The following is a 14634-nucleotide window of genomic DNA, read 5'->3' as shown; positions in this document are numbered from 1 at the left end:
CATCCAGTTCGGTGCCAGAGCCCTTAGGCCTGCGGCCCGAAAATGTCGATCCGCTCGCCCTCCGCCAGGCTGACGATGGCGCGCTTGGTGTCCTTGCGCTTGCCGTAGCCGTAGCGGGTCCGCTTGCGCTTGCCCGGCCGGTTGATCGTGTTCACGCCGACGACCTTGACGCCGAAGACCTGCTCCACCGCCTGGCGGATCTGGACTTTGTCAGCGCTGGGGTCGACGAGGAACGTGTACTTGCCCTCGTCCAGCAGCCCGTAGGACTTCTCGGACACGACCGGCGCGAGAAGAATGTCCCGAGGGTCGTAGATCCTGCTCACTTCGCACTCCCCTTGGCGTGGGCGAGGAACTCCTCGTAGCCCTTCTCGGTGAACACGACGTCGTCATTGACCATGACGTCGTAGGTGTTCAGCTGGTCGGCGACGATGACGTGCACGCTCGGCTCGTTGCGCAGCGACTTCCAGGTCAGGTCGTCCTCGCGGTCCAGGACCAGCAGGACGCGGGTGGCCTGAGTGACCTCGCGCAGCGCCTTGACCGCGGTCTTGGTCCGGGGGGTGTCCCCCTCGACCAGGGCGCCGACGACGTGGACCTGGCCGGCACGGGCCCGGTCGCTCAGCGCGCCGCGCAGCGCGGCCGCCTTCATCTTCTTCGGGGTCTTCTGGGCGTAGTCACGCGGCTGCGGGCCGTGGACGGTGCCACCGCCGGCGAACTGCGGCGCGCGGGTCGAGCCCTGACGAGCGCGGCCGGTGCCCTTCTGCCGGTACGGCTTCTTGCCGCCACCACGGACCTCGCCACGGGTCTTGGTCTTGTGCGTGCCCTGGCGGGCGGCCGCGAGCTGGGCCACCACGACCTGGTGGATCAGCGGGACGTTGACCTTGGCCTCGAAGATCTCGGGTGCCAGTTCGACGTTGACCTTCGTCATGACTGGGCCTCCATCTTCTTCACAGCGTTACGGACCAGGACCAGGCCGCCGTTCGGGCCGGGGACCGCACCCTTGATCAGGATGAGGTTCTTCTCGGCGTCCACGGAGTGCACGGTGAGGTTCTGGATGGTCTTGCGCGCCGAGCCCATGCGGCCGGCCATGCGCAGGCCCTTGAAGACGCGACCGGGAGTCGCGCAGCCGCCGATGGAGCCGGGCGAGCGGTGCTTGCGCTGCACGCCGTGTCCGGCGCCCAGACCGGCGAAGCCGTGACGCTTCATGACACCGGCGAAGCCCTTGCCCTTGCTGGTGCCGGTCACGTCGATCTTCTGGCCCGCCTCGAAGGTCGAGGCCAGGACCTCCTGACCGGGCGTGTACTCGGCGGCATCATCGGTGCGCAGCTCGACGAGGTAGCGGCGCGGCGTGACGCCGGCCTTCTCGAAGTGCCCCGCAAGCGGCTTGTTGACCTTACGCGGGTCGATCTGCCCGAAGCCGAGCTGCACGGCGTTGTAGCCGTCCTTCTCGGTCGAGCGGACCTGCGTGACGACGTTCGGTCCGGCGAGGACGACGGTCACCGGAACGATCCGGCCCTCATCGTCGTAGACCTGGGTCATCCCGAGCTTCTCGCCCAGGACGCCCTTCCTGTTGGTGCTCATGTGATGTCGATCCTCAGAGCTTGATCTCGATGTCCACGCCCGCGGGGAGGTCGAGCCGCATCAGCGAGTCAACCGTCTTGGGGGTGGGGTCGATGATGTCGATCAGCCGCTTGTGCGTGCGCATCTCGAAGTGCTCGCGGCTGTCCTTGTACTTGTGCGGCGAGCGGATGACGCAGTACACGTTCTTCTCGGTCGGCAGCGGTACCGGGCCGGCGACCTTGGCGCCCGTCCGCGTCACCGTCTCAACGATCTTCTTCGCCGAGCTGTCAATGACCTCGTGGTCGTAGGCCTTGAGCCGGATGCGGATCTTCTGTCCCGCCATGGTGCCCTCGGTATCCTTTGCTGCTCAAGCGAGGAGTGTGGACTCCCCGCTTATACCTCCCGCTCTCGCGAGAGGCGGGCTGACGTGTCAAAGCGAGTGCTCGCGCACTCGCACGTGCCCCTGCCGTGGGGCAAGGTTCAATGATATGCAACCGCGGGGGTACCTTCCGCCGGAACGGGGCACTCCCCCGCGGTCACATATGTGGTGCTGCTTACTTGATGATCTTGGTGACGCGACCCGCGCCGACCGTCCGGCCACCCTCACGGATGGCGAACTTCAGACCCTCTTCCATGGCGACCGGCTGGATGAGCTCGACGCGCATCTCGGTGTTGTCGCCCGGCATGACCATCTCGACACCCTCGGGGAGGTTGACGACACCGGTCACGTCGGTGGTGCGGAAGTAGAACTGCGGGCGGTAGTTGTTGAAGAACGGGGTGTGGCGGCCGCCCTCGTCCTTGCCCAGGATGTAGACCTGGGCCTCGAACTCGGTGTGCGGGGTGTTGGTGCCCGGCTTGATGACACACTGGCCGCGCTCGACGTCCTCGCGCTTGATGCCGCGCAGCAGGAGGCCGACGTTGTCGCCCGCCTGGCCCTGGTCGAGGAGCTTGCGGAACATCTCCACACCGGTGACGGTGGTGGAGGTGCTCTTCTCCTTGATGCCGATGATGTCGACGACCTCGTTGACGTTGACGACACCGCGCTCGATACGGCCGGTGACGACGGTGCCACGACCGGTGATCGAGAAGACGTCCTCGATCGGCATCAGGAACGGCTTGTCGGTCTCACGCTCGGGCTGCGGGACGTTCTCGTCCACGGCCTTCATGAGCTCGAGGATGGACTGGGCCCACTTCTCGTCGCCCTGCAGCGCCTGGTAGGCCGAGACGCGCACGACCGGCAGGTCGTCGCCCGGGAACTCCTGGCTGCTCAGCAGCTCGCGGACCTCGAGCTCGACGAGCTCCAGGATCTCCTCGTCGTCGACCATGTCGCACTTGTTCAGGGCGACGACGATGTAGGGCACGCCGACCTGGCGGGCCAGGAGCACGTGCTCCCGGGTCTGCGGCATCGGGCCGTCGGTGGCGGCCACGACCAGGATCGCGCCGTCCATCTGGGCGGCACCGGTGATCATGTTCTTGACGTAGTCCGCGTGGCCCGGGCAGTCCACGTGGGCGTAGTGCCGCGACTCGGTCTGGTACTCGACGTGCGCGATCGAGATGGTGATACCGCGCTCGCGCTCCTCGGGAGCCTTGTCGATGTCCTCGAACGGCGTGAACGGGTTGACGTCCGGGTAGGCGTCGTGCAGCACCTTGGTGATCGCCGCGGTAAGGGTGGTCTTACCGTGGTCGATGTGACCGATGGTGCCGATGTTTACGTGCGGCTTCGTCCGCTCGAACTTGGCCTTCGCCACGAGGTTCTCCTCAGTGATTCTGACGTACGTATTGACAGTTGGCTATGTGGTGCCGGAGCCCGGAGCTACTCGCCCTTGGCCTTGGCGATGATCTCCTGCGCGACGTTCGAGGGAACCTCCGCGTAGGAATCGAACTGCTGGGTGAAAACAGCCCGGCCCTGGGTCTTGCTGCGCAGGTCACCCACGTAGCCGAACATCTCGGAGAGGGGCACGAGCGCCTTGACGACCCGGGCGCCGTAAGCCTCGTCCATGGCCTGGATCTGGCCGCGACGGCTGTTGAGGTCGCCGATCACGTCGCCCATGTTCTCCTCGGGCGTGGTGACCTCGACCGCCATCATCGGCTCGAGCAGCGTCGGGGCGGCCCTGCGAGCAGCCTCCTTGAACGCCATCGAACCGGCGACCTTGAACGCCATTTCCGAGGAGTCCACCTCGTGGTAGGCGCCGTCGAGGAGGGTGACCTTCACACCCACCATCGGGAAGCCCGCGAGGACACCGAACTCGGCGGCCTCCTGGCAACCCGCGTCCACCGACGGGATGTACTCCCGCGGGATGCGGCCACCGGTGACCTTGTTCTCGAACTCGTAGCCGTCGCTGCCGCCGCCGATCGGCTCCAGCGTGATGATCACGCGGCCGAACTGGCCGGAGCCACCCGTCTGCTTCTTGTGGGTGTACTCGACCTTCTCGACCTTCTTGGTGATCGACTCACGGTAGGCGACCTGCGGGCGACCCACGTTGGCGTCGACCTTGAACTCGCGCTTCATCCGGTCGACCAGGATCTCCAGGTGGAGCTCGCCCATGCCGGAGATGATCGTCTGACCGGTCTCCTCGTCCGTGCGGACCTGGAAGGACGGGTCCTCCTCGGCCAGCCGCTGGATCGCGGTGCCCAGCTTCTGCTGGTCGGCCTTGGTCTTGGGCTCGACGGCCACGTGGATGACCGGCGCGGGGAAGGTCATCGACTCCAGGACGACGGGGTTCTTGTCGTCGCAGAGCGTCTCACCGGTGGTGGTCTGCTTGAGACCCATGACGGCGACGATGTCGCCGGCGCCCACGCGGTCGATCTCCTCGCGCTTGTTGGCGTGCATCCGGTAGATCTTGCCGATCCGCTCCTTCTTGTCCCGAACGGAGTTCAGGACGGACGAGCCGGACTCGAGCACGCCGGAGTAGACGCGGACGAAGGTCAGCTTGCCCAGGTGCGGGTCGGACATGATCTTGAAGGCCAGGCCGGAGAAGGGCTCGTCCTCGCTCGGCTTGCGAGCGATGACGGTCTCCTCGTCGCCCATCTTGTGGCCCTCGATCGCCTCGATGTCCAGCGGCGACGGCAGGTAGCGCACGATGGCGTCCAGCAGCGGCTGCACACCCTTGTTCTTGAAGGCGGTGCCGCAGAACACGGGGGTGAGCTTGGCCGCGAGGGTCGCCCGGCGGACGCCCTCCCGGATCTGCTCGACGCCGGGGGTCTCGCCCTCGAGGTACAGCTCCATGATCTCGTCGTCGTTCTCGGCGAGAGTCTCGATGAGCTGAGCCTGCGCGGCCTCGGCCTCTTCGAGCATGTCGGCCGGGACGTCGACCTCGCTGTACATCTCGCCCAGCTTGGCCTCGGCGTTCCAGACCAGGGCCTTCAGCTTCACCAGGTCGATGACGCCCTGGAAGTCCGCCTCGGCGCCGATCGGCAACTGCATGACCAGCGGAACCGCGTTGAGGCGGTTGACGATCATGTCGACGCAGCGCTGGAAGTTGGCGCCGGTGCGGTCCAGCTTGTTGACGAAGCAGATGCGCGGAACGCCGTAGCGGTCGGCCTGACGCCACACGGTCTCGGACTGCGGCTCGACACCGGCCACACCGTCGAAGACGGTCACGGCGCCGTCGAGGACGCGCAGCGAGCGCTCCACCTCGACGGTGAAGTCGACGTGGCCGGGGGTGTCGATGATGTTGATGGTGTGCTGGACCTCGTCGACCGGCCACTTGCAGGTCACGGCGGCGGAGGTGATGGTGATGCCCCGCTCCTGCTCCTGCTCCATCCAGTCGGTGGTGGCAGCGCCGTCGTGGACCTCGCCGATCTTGTAGCTCATCCCCGTGTAGTAGAGGATGCGCTCAGTCGTCGTGGTCTTGCCGGCGTCGATGTGGGCCATGATCCCGATGTTGCGGACCTTGGAAAGGTCCACACCGGTCTTAGCAGCCATGGTGCTCGCGTCCTTGCTCTCGTGGGTTCAGCCGGCCGCTGCTACCAGCGGTAGTGGGCGAAGGCCTTGTTGGACTCGGCCATCTTGTGGGTGTCCTCGCGCTTCTTGACCGAGGCGCCGAGCCCGTTCGAGGCGTCGAGCAGCTCGTTCATCAGACGCTCGGTCATGGTCTTCTCGCGGCGGGCGCGGGAGTAGGTGACCAGCCAGCGCAGCGCCAGGGTGGTGCTCCGGGCCGGGCGGACCTCGACCGGGACCTGGTAGGTGGCGCCACCGACACGACGGGACTTGACCTCGATGGTCGGCTTGACGTTGTCGAGAGCGCGCTTGAGCGTGACGACCGGGTCGTTGCCGGTCTTCTCGCGGCAGCCTTCGAGCGCGTTGTAGACGATGCGCTCGGCGATGGAGCGCTTGCCGTCCAGCAGGATCTTGTTGATCAGGCTGGTGACCAGCGGGGAGTTGTACACCGGGTCAGCGACCAGTACGCGCTTGCCCGCAGGGCCCTTACGCGGCATTAGCTCTTCTCCTTCTTCGCGCCGTAGCGGCTGCGCGCCTGCTTGCGGTTGCGGACGCCCTGGGTGTCCAGCGAACCGCGGATGATCTTGTAGCGAACACCGGGCAGGTCCTTAACACGACCGCCGCGCACGAGCACGATGGAGTGCTCCTGCAGGTTGTGTCCGACACCGGGGATGTAGGCGGTGACCTCGATGCCACTGGTCAGGCGGACACGGGCGACCTTGCGCAGAGCCGAGTTCGGCTTCTTGGGCGTCGTCGTGTAAACGCGCGTGCAGACGCCGCGGCGCTGGGGGCTCCCCTTCAGCGCGGGCGTCTTGGTCTTGGTCACCTTGTCCTGCCGGCCCTTTCGGACCAACTGCTGGATTGTGGGCACCGCTTCTCCGTCTTCCTTCGTCGTACCGGGCCCGGTCTCCGCGACCGGGTGAGCGTGCTCTGTCCACGCTCTGTTTTGTATGCGCGAGTCACACCCGGAATTTCTCGTCCGCGCATAACCCTGATCAGCCACGCTTACACGCCTCTGACCTGCAGGTTTGCTTGTCTCACCGACCCCCGTGGTCGGGCGTGTCGCGCCGTCCGTGACCCGTCCGGCTCCCATAGCGGAGCCGAGCCGAGCCGGGGGAGTGATCTACGCCGCTTCCCGGCTGCCTCCGGCCGCCTTTCAAGCGCACGCACGCGAGCCCGCGCAGTGCGGGCACGAAGAGAAAGAGTACCTACCCCTGCACCCGAGGTCAAAGCGAATGAGCCATTACCGGCCGGAAGGCCTGCGGCGCAACCTTCGCGAGCCGGGTTCCGCGACTCCGGTCCACCGGAAGCGGCCCGCGCACGGCCCATACGAAGTGAAGAACGTGGGTCTTTGTAGTGAAAGTTCCCTGTTGTCCGGGAAAAGAGAAGGGACCCGTATGTCATGGAGATCATACGGGTCCCACGCGGCTCCGCCGCCCGCACCCCCGACGCCGGGCGTGTCGGGCCCGGACCGTCAGAGGAAGAAGGCGCCCACGATCACGAGGATCGCGACCAGGGCGACCAGGCCGAGCCAGATCCAGATCTTGTTGGAGCCGCCCTCCGCGGCCGCTTCCTGCTGAGGCTGCCCGTACTGCTCGGGGGCCTGCCCGTACTGCTCGGGGGCCTGCCCGTACTGCTGCTGCCCGTAGGCCTGCTGGCCGTAGGGCTGCTGCGCCTGCCCGTACTGCTGCTGCTCCTGAGGCTGCTGCTGGCCGTAGGGCTGGGCCTGCCCGTAGGCCTGCTGCCCGTAGGCCTGCTGCTGAGGCTGCCCGTACTGCTCGGGGGCCTGCCCGTACTGCTGCTGCCCGTAGGCCTGCTGGCCGGGCTGGCCGTAGGGCTGCTGCGCCTGCCCGTACTGCTGCTCCTGGGACTGCTGCCGGCCGTACTGGTCCTGAGGCGGCTGCTGGCCGTACTGGCCGGGAGTGAACGCCTGGGTGGCGTCGTCGTCCTGCTGCTGAGGCTGGGCCTGGGGCTGCTGAGGCTGGGCCTGGGGCTGCTGCCAGTCTCGGGCGTCGAAGTCCAACCTGGTCTCGCCGCCCACCTGGCCGGCCGCCGGCGAGCCCTGCTGGGGCTGCCCATAGGACGGGGCCTCGGGCTCGGCGGGCTTGTTGGTCACCAGCGGGATGTCGCCGGGGAAGGGCTGCTGCTGGACGAAGACCGTCGGCGCGGCCTCCTCCACCTGGGGTGGCTGCGGCTGCTGCTGCGGCGGGGAGAACGCCGCGGGCGAGGCCTGGGGAGGAGCGTGGTGCCGCCCCGCGAGGTCGGGACGGGCGACCGGGGCCGTGCCCCACGGGTCCTCGTTCTCGGCGGGCTCCTTCACCGTCTCGTAGGGCGACGGGGCACTCGCGGCGGGCTGCTGCTCGGCGGGGTAGGGCTGCTGGGGCGCGGGCGGCTGGAACTGCTGCTGCGGAGGCGGGAAGCCCGGGGTCTCCTGGACCGGGGCGAAGCCGCCGGTGTCACCGGAGCGGTAGGGCGCGGTCTGCTCGGGGGCCGGAGGCTGGAACGCGCCCGGGTAGGCCGGGGGCTGCGGCGGCGCGAAGGCGCCGGGGGCCTGCGGCGGGGCGAACGCGCCGGGCTGCTCGGCCGGAGGCTGCTGGTAGCCGGCCGGCGGCGCGAAGGGCTGCTGCTCGGCGGGCTGCTGGTAGCTCGGCTGAGGTGCCTGCGGCTGCTGCCAGGAGGGCTGCTCCAGGGGCTGCGGCGGCGGCACGGGCGGCAGGGACGGCGCGGGCTCGGCCGGGACCTGCGGCGGCTGGGCCGGAGGCTGCTGGGGCCGCAGTTGCGGGGCCCCGAAGACCACGGTCCGCTCTCCCGCGGGCCGGGTGGGTGGGTCGATCCGATCGGGAACGGCGGGCTGGTCGGCCGACGCCGGCTCTTCTGGCAACGGCCGCTGCGGGCCGTTCTGCTCGGTCATCGGTAGGCTCCTTACAGCACCGAGTCCTTGTGTTTTCCCTGAGCCGCGCCTATATCACGCGACCAGTCACAGACTGCCTTCTGAGTCTGCGTACGGCAAATCCTTCATGGTGAGATCAAGGAAATTTCCCCCCGCAACGGGCACCGGAAGAACAGAAAAACCTCGGAAGTAGGCTGCCTCCATGACGCGATCATTGGTGATCAAAGTAACTGCGGGAGCGGAGGCCCCCGAGCGCACCAACCAGGCCCTCACCGTCGCGGCCGCCGCCGTCGCCAGCGGAGTCCCCGTCTCGCTGTGGCTGACCGGGGAGGCCGCCTGGTTCTCGGTGCCGGGAAAGGCGGAGGAGTTCCCCGACCTCCCCCACGCCACCCCGGTCCCCGACCTGCTGCAGGTGATCCTGGCCGCGGGCCAGGTCACCCTGTGCACCCAGTGCGCGTCCCGGCGCGGGCTCACCGAGGCCGACCTCATCGAGGGCGTGCGCATCGCGGGCGCCTCCGCCTTCGTCGAGGAGATCACCCGGGACGGCGCGCAGGCCCTCGTCTATTGATCCTCGTCCCGCTCCGATCGGGGGGCCCGGGTCTCCACATGCACCGCTGCCTCTTCGGCGGGGCGTTCCTCCGGGAGCCGCTCGCCGGTACGGGTCTCCTGCTCCATCCACCGGCTGATGCCCATCTCGCCCCGGTCCTCGACGGTGAAGTTCAGGTCCCTCGGCGGATCCTCCTCGTAGGAACGCACCAGTTCGTCCTGGAACTCCTGCTCGTCGTCGCCCATCTGCGGATCGTGATCCGGGATGCGTTCGTGCCTGTCGGGCATGTGCAGTCCTCCCCGTGTGCTGGACCGTTCACTGAGATCAACGTCCGGACGGTTCCACTATGTGCCCGGCTTGACCGAGAACATGCCGAATCTGGAGACCCCAGGCGGAACAGGGGAAACGAAGAGCCGCACGGAGACCTCCGTGCGGCTCTTCGAACGCCTCGACCGCAGTCGCGTCAGCCCGGCAGGACGGCGCGCAGCCGCTCCTCGCGCAGCTTCCCGGACCAGGTGTCGTCCACCGGCTCCAGCCGCCGCCCGACCGCCCAGCCGAGCAGCAGGTCGGCCAGCGCGGGGTTGCGGACCAGGGCCGGGCCGTGCATGTAGGTGCCCATGACCTTCCCGCTGTAGGCGCCCTCGAAGCCGTCGCCGTTGCCGACGCCCACCGCGACCCGGGCCAGCGGCTTGACGCCCGCACCGAGGCGGGTGACGCCCTGGTGGTTCTCGAACCCGGTGATCATCGGGACGCCCAGCGCGGGGTCGACCTCGCCGGCCAGCTCGCCGACCGCGCGGACCTCGCCCCGGCCGCTGCGGATGTCGAGCAGGCCCACCCCCGGGACGGGCTGGCCCTCCTCGCCGCCGAACTCGTGGCCGAGCAGCTGGTAGCCGGCGCACACCGCGAACACGGAGGCGCCGTACTCGACGGCCTTGTGCAGCCCACCGTCGACACGCAGCCGCTGGGCGGCCAGGATCTGCGGCCGGTCCTCGCCGCCGCCGAGCAGGTAGATGTCGCCGTCCACCGGCACCGATTCGTCGGAGTGCACGTTGACCGTGCGGGTGGGGATGCCGCGCAGCCTGGCCCGCCGCTCCAGGACGATGCAGTTGCCGCGGTCCCCGTAGGTGCTGAGCAGGTCGGGGTAGACCCAGACGATCTTGATGGAGTCAGAGGGCACGGCCGTACCTCGTTCGGATGTTCTGGAAGGCGGTGTAGTTGGCGATCACGTCCAGCTTGCCGGGCGGGACCGCCATGACGGCCTGCTCGATGTCGTCGACCACGCGGAAGTCGACCTCGGCGGCCTCCAGCCGGGCGGCGAGGTCGAGCCTGCGCTCGCCGGTCGCCCAGACCGGGCGGCCCTTGAGCACCCGGTAGTCGACGTCCCACAGCCAGGAGGTGTCGCGCCCGTCGGGGCCCTGGGCGTTGATCGACAGCGCGACCGGGCCGGGGGCCGGCTCCAGCACGTCGAAGGCCTCCAGCCAGCCGGCCGGGTTCTTGGCCAGCAGCAGCCGGATGTCGCGGCCCTCGTGCTGGACGGTGGTGTAGCGGCCGGCCACCGAGGCGACCTTGCCCAGCAGCGGCAGCGCCTGCTCGGGCGCGATGCCGAACAGGGAGACGACGGCCAGCGACATCGCGCCGTTGGAGCGGTTGGCCCGGCCCGGGAGCTGCAGGTCGAGATCATAGGTGCGGCCGCCGGGGGCGGTCACCCGGTTGCCGTGCAGGATCCAGTCGGGCTTGGGGCGGGCGAAGGGGCACTGGCGGCAGGCCCAGTGGCTGCCCTCGCGGTCCAGCGGGCCGCCGCACTCGGGGCAGCACCAGGAGTCCTCTTTCCAGTGCTGGCCGACCGCGACCCAGGTGACCTGCTTGGCGGTGGAGGCGCCCCAGGTGACCAGGGGGTCGTCGCAGTTGGCCACGACATGGGTGTCGACGCCTTCCAACGCCTTGCGCCACTTGCCCGCCAGCTGCCAGATCTCACCGGCGCGGTCCATCTGGTCGCGGCTGAGGTTCATCAGCAGGACGACGTTGGCGCCGGTCTCCTTCAGGACCAGAGGCACGTACTTCTCGTCGCACTCCAGCACGCCGTAACGGGCGTCGGGGGCGGCGGCCAGCGCGCTGACGTGGCCGGTGGGCATGTTCGCGCCGAAGGCGTTGGTGGCGACCTCGCCGAGCCCGCTCATCGCGCTGGCGATCAGCCGGGTGGTGGTCGTCTTGCCGTTCGTGGCGCTCACCAGCACCAGCTTGCGGTCGGCGGCGAGCCTCGTCAGCAGGTCGGGGTCGAGCTTGAGCCCGATCTTCCCCCCGATCACCGATCCGTCGCCACGCCCGGCCAGTCGCGACATCTTGGACGCCGTGCGGCCCAGCGCGACCGCCAGCTGCGACCGCAGCGGAAGATCACTCATGGAATCTCTTTCCCTAAAGCCTGACTGCACTCGACTCTAATGGGTGGCCCGGTCATTACGGTGTTGATCCCGACCGAACCATCGGCCAAGCTACGTTCCGCTGTGCCACGCCTACAAAACGTATCAATGTGATGAAGACCGCATTATCTGGGATGGCCCAGCTAGACAAGCACCCCAAATGCCACTTGTACCGAGGAATCTTCCTTGCGCCCCTACCCAGCGGAGCGACAAGGCAGAATCACCGGAGAACTTTGCGAGAAGGGTAAGCGCCATGCAGTGTCCGTCCTGCGCCACGCCGGCGTCCGAAGGGCAATCGCACTGCGCCCGTTGCCACGCCCCTCTGTCGGCGCTCGCCGGCGCGTACGCCGCGCCCACGAGCAGCACCGAGAAGACGATCATGTTCGACCGGGCGCCGTGGCAGCCGGCCGAGGAACCGACGGGCGCCTGGTCCTCCGCCGAGCCCGCCGAGCCCGCCGGCCCCGCCCAGGCGCCCGAGGCCCTCGTCCCCGAGCCCTTCGCCCCGCAGGCGCCCGCCCCCGAAAACCCGGCGCCGGCCGCGCCCCGGCCCGGAGAGGCCACCGAGTGGTGGACCCCGGCCATGGACACCCCCTCGGGCCCCACTCCGCTGCCGCAGCAGCAGGCCTGGTCGCAGCCGGCCGCCCCCGAGGCGCCCTCCGTGCCGGCCGTGCCCGACTCCTGGTTCGCGGGGCCGGCCCAGGAGCAGGCGCCGAACGGATCCGGGTCGGGCGGCTTCCCGCAGGTGCAGACCGGGCCGTTCGCCCCCGTGTTCGACGACGCACGGCAGGAGCAGCCCGCGGAGCCCGTTCCCCCCGTCGCCTTCCCCGCCGACTCCACGTTCGCGGCCATGGGCCCGTCCGAGCCCGGCCCCGTCCGGCCCGGGGAGTACGACCCGGGCATGCCGTACGCGCACCCCGGCGCCCCGGTGTCTGAGCCCCCGTACGCCCAGTCCAACGGGCTCGCGTCCGTACCTCCCTACGACCTGCCCAACGCGCCGGTCTCCGAGCCTCCGTACGTCCAGCCGGAACACGCTCAGCCCGGCGGGCTCGCCTCGGAGCTCTCGTACGCGCAGCCCGAGTACGTCCAGGTCGAGTACGCGCAGCCCAACGGGCTCGCCTCGGAGCCGCCCTACGCGCAGCCGCAGGGGCTCGCCTCGGAGCCGCCCTACCTGGCTCAGCAGCCCGGCGGACACGCGTACGGCCGGCCTCAGCAGGGCTTCTCCACCGTTCCCTCGCCTGGAGCGATGGGCGGCGGGTTCGGGCAGCAGTCCGCCTGGGACGCGCCCCGCGAGGAGAAGCCCCTGTGGGACCCCGACGGGCCGCTGCCGATGACGCAGTCGCACCGCGTCCCGTCCGCGAACGGCGGCGCCAAGAACAAGCCGCTCGTCATCGGGGTCGCCGCGCTGGTCGTCGTCGCCCTGGTCTGCGTCCTCTTCGTGTTCCTCAACGGAGGGGACGACGTGAAGGACGAGACCGGCCCGTCGCAGACACCCGTCGCACAGGTGCCCGCCGGGAACAAGCCGGCGGACTCCGCCGCGGTGAAGCAGGCCAGGAAGGTGCAGGCCCTGCTGAACACCAGCGCCAAGAGTCGGGTCGCGCTGAGCAACGCGCTGGTGAAGGCCCGCAGCTGCGCCGACATCCCCGCCTCCGTCGCCACCATGCAGCAGGTCGCCCAGCAGCGGCAGGCGCAGTGGAAGCGGGCGCAGCGGCTGAACATCCCCGCGCTGCCCCAGGCCGTGAAGCTGCGCAACGCCCTCGCGCGTTCCATCAAGCTCTCGCTCGACGTCGACCTGGCGTACCTGGCCTGGGCCCGCAGCAACCAGGGCTGCAAGGGCAAGACCCCGCTCAAGGGCGCGAACTACAAGCGCGGCGACTCGCTCTCGGCGGAGGCGTCCCGCTCCAAGAGCCGCTTCCTGGAGATGTGGAACCAGATCGCCCCGCAGTACGGCCTGGCGAAGCGGCAGAGCTTCTGAGGAGTCCCGCGGGCCTCGCCGGACGTGCTGGGCGGGGCCGCGAGCCGTGACCACGGTAATGTGTGGGGCGAATAACGTCCTGGCTGCAAGTTTCCCCCGACTCGAGGCCGCCGATGCAGTGTCCCGAATGCCGTAGTGAGACTCCCGGTTCGCTAGGCCGGTGCACCCGCTGCGATGCCGTGCTCCCGCAGGCCGACGAGGTCTCCCCGTGGAGCTCCCCGCCCTCGGGCGGTGAGCCCTGGCCGCCGGAGCCCTGGCAGCCCGAGCCCGTCCGGCAGGGCTGGCGCGCCGGGTCGCCGCAGGACGACCGTCCGTGGGAGGTCCAGGACGAGGATCGGCCGTGGGCAGAACAGCCGCAGGAGCGGCCCTGGGGCGAGCAGCGCCCGTGGGCGGAGCAGCCCGGCGAAAGGCCCTGGGGCGAGCAGCCCGGCGGGCGGCCGTGGGACGAGCGGCAGCAGCGCCCCTGGGCTGAGCAGCCCGGCGAGGCACGGCCCTGGGACGCCGAGCCCGGACAACAACAGCAGCAGCAGTGGGGCGGCGGACAGCAGCAGCCCTGGAACGCCGCGCCGGAACAGCGGTCGCCTCACCGCGGCGACGGCGAACAGTGGCTGCCCGACGAGGCGCCGCGCTGGCGGGGGCCGCTGATCGCCGGTCTGGTCGCCGCGCTGCTGACCGCCACGCTCGTCGTCGGCTATGTCTTCTGGACGAAGGACGACGACTCGGACAAGTCCTTCTCCCAGCCGAGCACGTCCCAGAACAGCGAGTCCAAGACGGAGAAGGACTCCCCGGACAGCGAGGCACCCGACGCCGCGGGCGACCCCCAGGCCGAGGCCGAGGCGGTCGACACCGTGCTGAGCGACATGTCGGCCAGCCGCAAGAAGCTGGCGAACATCACCTACACGTGCGCCAACAAGTCCAAGGACATCTCCGCCTTCGAGACCGTCATCGAGGAGCGTGAAGGGCAGCTTTCCGACGTGAACGGGCTGTCGTTCGGCTCGCTGGAGAACGGCGAAGAGGTGAAGAACGCCCTGATCGACGCGCTTCAGGCGTCCATCGACTCCAACCAGGAGGCCCTCACCTGGCTGAAGGACGAGGACGGCTGCGACAAGGACGCCGCCGCGCGCCTGAAGGAGGTCACCGACAAGGCGACCGACACCAAGCGGACGTTCCTCGACCTGTGGAACCCGATCGCCACCGAGCGGGGCCTGCAGACCTGGACCCGCGAGAACATCTGATCCGTTCTCCTCCACCGGAGCACCCGGTCGCGTGGAGACCGCGGAGACTGTGGAAAACCCGGATCCGCCCGCGGAC

15 protein-coding genes are annotated in these 14634 nt (G+C 69.2%); 3 read left to right on the top strand and 12 right to left on the bottom strand.

Going from position 1 to position 14634, the window contains the following annotated elements; all coding sequences use genetic code 11:
- Positions 1–23: 23 nt before the first annotated feature.
- From rplW to ABGB12_RS27210, 9 genes are all read right to left on the bottom strand, one after another.
- Positions 24–323 (bottom strand): 50S ribosomal protein L23, encoded by a 300-nt coding sequence (gene rplW, locus ABGB12_RS27250; protein WP_347682320.1) that lies wholly within the window; start codon positions 321–323, stop codon positions 24–26.
- The gene (rplD, locus tag ABGB12_RS27245) at positions 320–925 is read right to left on the bottom strand and encodes a 50S ribosomal protein L4 (RefSeq protein WP_347682319.1); all 606 of its coding nucleotides are present in this window, start codon (positions 923–925) and stop codon (positions 320–322) included. The genes rplW and rplD overlap by 4 nt, the downstream gene beginning before the upstream one ends.
- Positions 922–1578 (bottom strand): 50S ribosomal protein L3, encoded by a 657-nt coding sequence (gene rplC / locus ABGB12_RS27240; RefSeq protein ID WP_347682318.1) that lies wholly within the window; start codon positions 1576–1578, stop codon positions 922–924. Before rplC ends, rplD begins: the two co-directional genes overlap by 4 nt.
- 13 nt (positions 1579–1591) lie before the next feature.
- Entirely contained in the window at positions 1592–1900 is a 309-nt protein-coding gene (gene rpsJ, locus ABGB12_RS27235; RefSeq protein WP_012854632.1) for a 30S ribosomal protein S10, read from the bottom strand.
- A gap of 211 nt (positions 1901–2111) precedes the next feature.
- Positions 2112–3305 (bottom strand): elongation factor Tu, encoded by a 1194-nt coding sequence (tuf, locus tag ABGB12_RS27230; protein ID WP_347682317.1) that lies wholly within the window; start codon positions 3303–3305, stop codon positions 2112–2114.
- A 65-nt stretch (positions 3306–3370) separates the two neighbouring features.
- Positions 3371–5482, bottom strand: coding sequence for an elongation factor G (fusA, locus tag ABGB12_RS27225; RefSeq protein WP_347682316.1), 2112 nt, complete (start codon positions 5480–5482; stop codon positions 3371–3373).
- A gap of 41 nt (positions 5483–5523) precedes the next feature.
- A complete protein-coding gene (gene rpsG, locus ABGB12_RS27220) occupies positions 5524–5994 on the bottom strand; it encodes a 30S ribosomal protein S7 (protein ID WP_347682315.1) in 471 nt (156 codons plus the stop codon).
- Positions 5994–6368 carry a 30S ribosomal protein S12 gene (gene rpsL / locus ABGB12_RS27215; protein ID WP_344451848.1) on the bottom strand — a complete coding sequence of 125 codons (375 nt, stop codon included), beginning with the start codon at positions 6366–6368 and terminating at the stop codon, positions 5994–5996. The genes rpsG and rpsL overlap by 1 nt, the downstream gene beginning before the upstream one ends.
- Positions 6369–6971: 603 nt before the next feature.
- Positions 6972–8408 (bottom strand): hypothetical protein, encoded by a 1437-nt coding sequence (locus tag ABGB12_RS27210; RefSeq protein ID WP_347682314.1) that lies wholly within the window; start codon positions 8406–8408, stop codon positions 6972–6974.
- Between the two features lie 181 nt (positions 8409–8589).
- Between ABGB12_RS27210 and ABGB12_RS27205 the strand changes: the two genes are divergently transcribed.
- On the top strand, positions 8590–8955 hold the full coding sequence (locus tag ABGB12_RS27205) for a DsrE family protein (RefSeq protein ID WP_347682313.1): 366 nt from the start codon (positions 8590–8592) through the stop codon (positions 8953–8955).
- Here the strand turns inward: ABGB12_RS27205 and ABGB12_RS27200 are convergent.
- From ABGB12_RS27200 to ABGB12_RS27190, 3 genes are all read right to left on the bottom strand, one after another.
- Complete coding sequence (locus ABGB12_RS27200) at positions 8949–9221, bottom strand: hypothetical protein (protein ID WP_347682312.1); 273 nt, start codon at positions 9219–9221, stop codon at positions 8949–8951. The genes ABGB12_RS27205 and ABGB12_RS27200 overlap by 7 nt on opposite strands.
- A gap of 176 nt (positions 9222–9397) precedes the next feature.
- A complete protein-coding gene (locus ABGB12_RS27195; RefSeq protein ID WP_347682311.1) occupies positions 9398–10111 on the bottom strand; it encodes a glutamine amidotransferase in 714 nt (237 codons plus the stop codon).
- Positions 10101–11333 (bottom strand): MurT ligase domain-containing protein, encoded by a 1233-nt coding sequence (locus tag ABGB12_RS27190; protein WP_347682310.1) that lies wholly within the window; start codon positions 11331–11333, stop codon positions 10101–10103. Before ABGB12_RS27190 ends, ABGB12_RS27195 begins: the two co-directional genes overlap by 11 nt.
- 271 nt (positions 11334–11604) lie before the next feature.
- Between ABGB12_RS27190 and ABGB12_RS27185 the strand changes: the two genes are divergently transcribed.
- Complete coding sequence (locus ABGB12_RS27185) at positions 11605–13323, top strand: hypothetical protein (RefSeq protein ID WP_347682309.1); 1719 nt, start codon at positions 11605–11607, stop codon at positions 13321–13323.
- A gap of 179 nt (positions 13324–13502) precedes the next feature.
- Positions 13503–14558 carry a hypothetical protein gene (locus tag ABGB12_RS27180; RefSeq protein WP_347682308.1) on the top strand — a complete coding sequence of 352 codons (1056 nt, stop codon included), beginning with the start codon at positions 13503–13505 and terminating at the stop codon, positions 14556–14558.
- The last annotated feature ends 76 nt before the right edge of the window (positions 14559–14634 follow it).

Source organism: Actinocorallia sp. B10E7, from assembly GCF_039871655.1.
Taxonomy (GTDB): domain Bacteria; phylum Actinomycetota; class Actinomycetes; order Streptosporangiales; family Streptosporangiaceae; genus Actinocorallia.
Note: the sequence above shows the minus strand (reverse complement) of the source record. Positions and strands in the feature narration are given on the sequence as shown.

Excerpts from the sequence above, each read along its gene's own strand:
- rpsG (WP_347682315.1), bottom strand. The coding sequence starts at position 5,994 with ATGCCGCGTAAGGGCCCTGCGGGCAAGCGCGTACTGGTCGCTGACCCG.
- fusA (WP_347682316.1), bottom strand. The coding sequence starts at position 5,482 with ATGGCTGCTAAGACCGGTGTGGACCTTTCCAAGGTCCGCAACATCGGG.
- rplC (WP_347682318.1), bottom strand. The coding sequence starts at position 1,578 with ATGAGCACCAACAGGAAGGGCGTCCTGGGCGAGAAGCTCGGGATGACC.
- ABGB12_RS27185 (WP_347682309.1), top strand. The coding sequence starts at position 11,605 with ATGCAGTGTCCGTCCTGCGCCACGCCGGCGTCCGAAGGGCAATCGCAC.
- ABGB12_RS27210 (WP_347682314.1), bottom strand. The coding sequence starts at position 8,408 with ATGACCGAGCAGAACGGCCCGCAGCGGCCGTTGCCAGAAGAGCCGGCG.
- rplD (WP_347682319.1), bottom strand. The coding sequence starts at position 925 with ATGACGAAGGTCAACGTCGAACTGGCACCCGAGATCTTCGAGGCCAAG.
- ABGB12_RS27205 (WP_347682313.1), top strand. The coding sequence starts at position 8,590 with ATGACGCGATCATTGGTGATCAAAGTAACTGCGGGAGCGGAGGCCCCC.
- rpsJ (WP_012854632.1), bottom strand. The coding sequence starts at position 1,900 with ATGGCGGGACAGAAGATCCGCATCCGGCTCAAGGCCTACGACCACGAG.
- ABGB12_RS27200 (WP_347682312.1), bottom strand. The coding sequence starts at position 9,221 with ATGCCCGACAGGCACGAACGCATCCCGGATCACGATCCGCAGATGGGC.
- ABGB12_RS27190 (WP_347682310.1), bottom strand. The coding sequence starts at position 11,333 with ATGAGTGATCTTCCGCTGCGGTCGCAGCTGGCGGTCGCGCTGGGCCGC.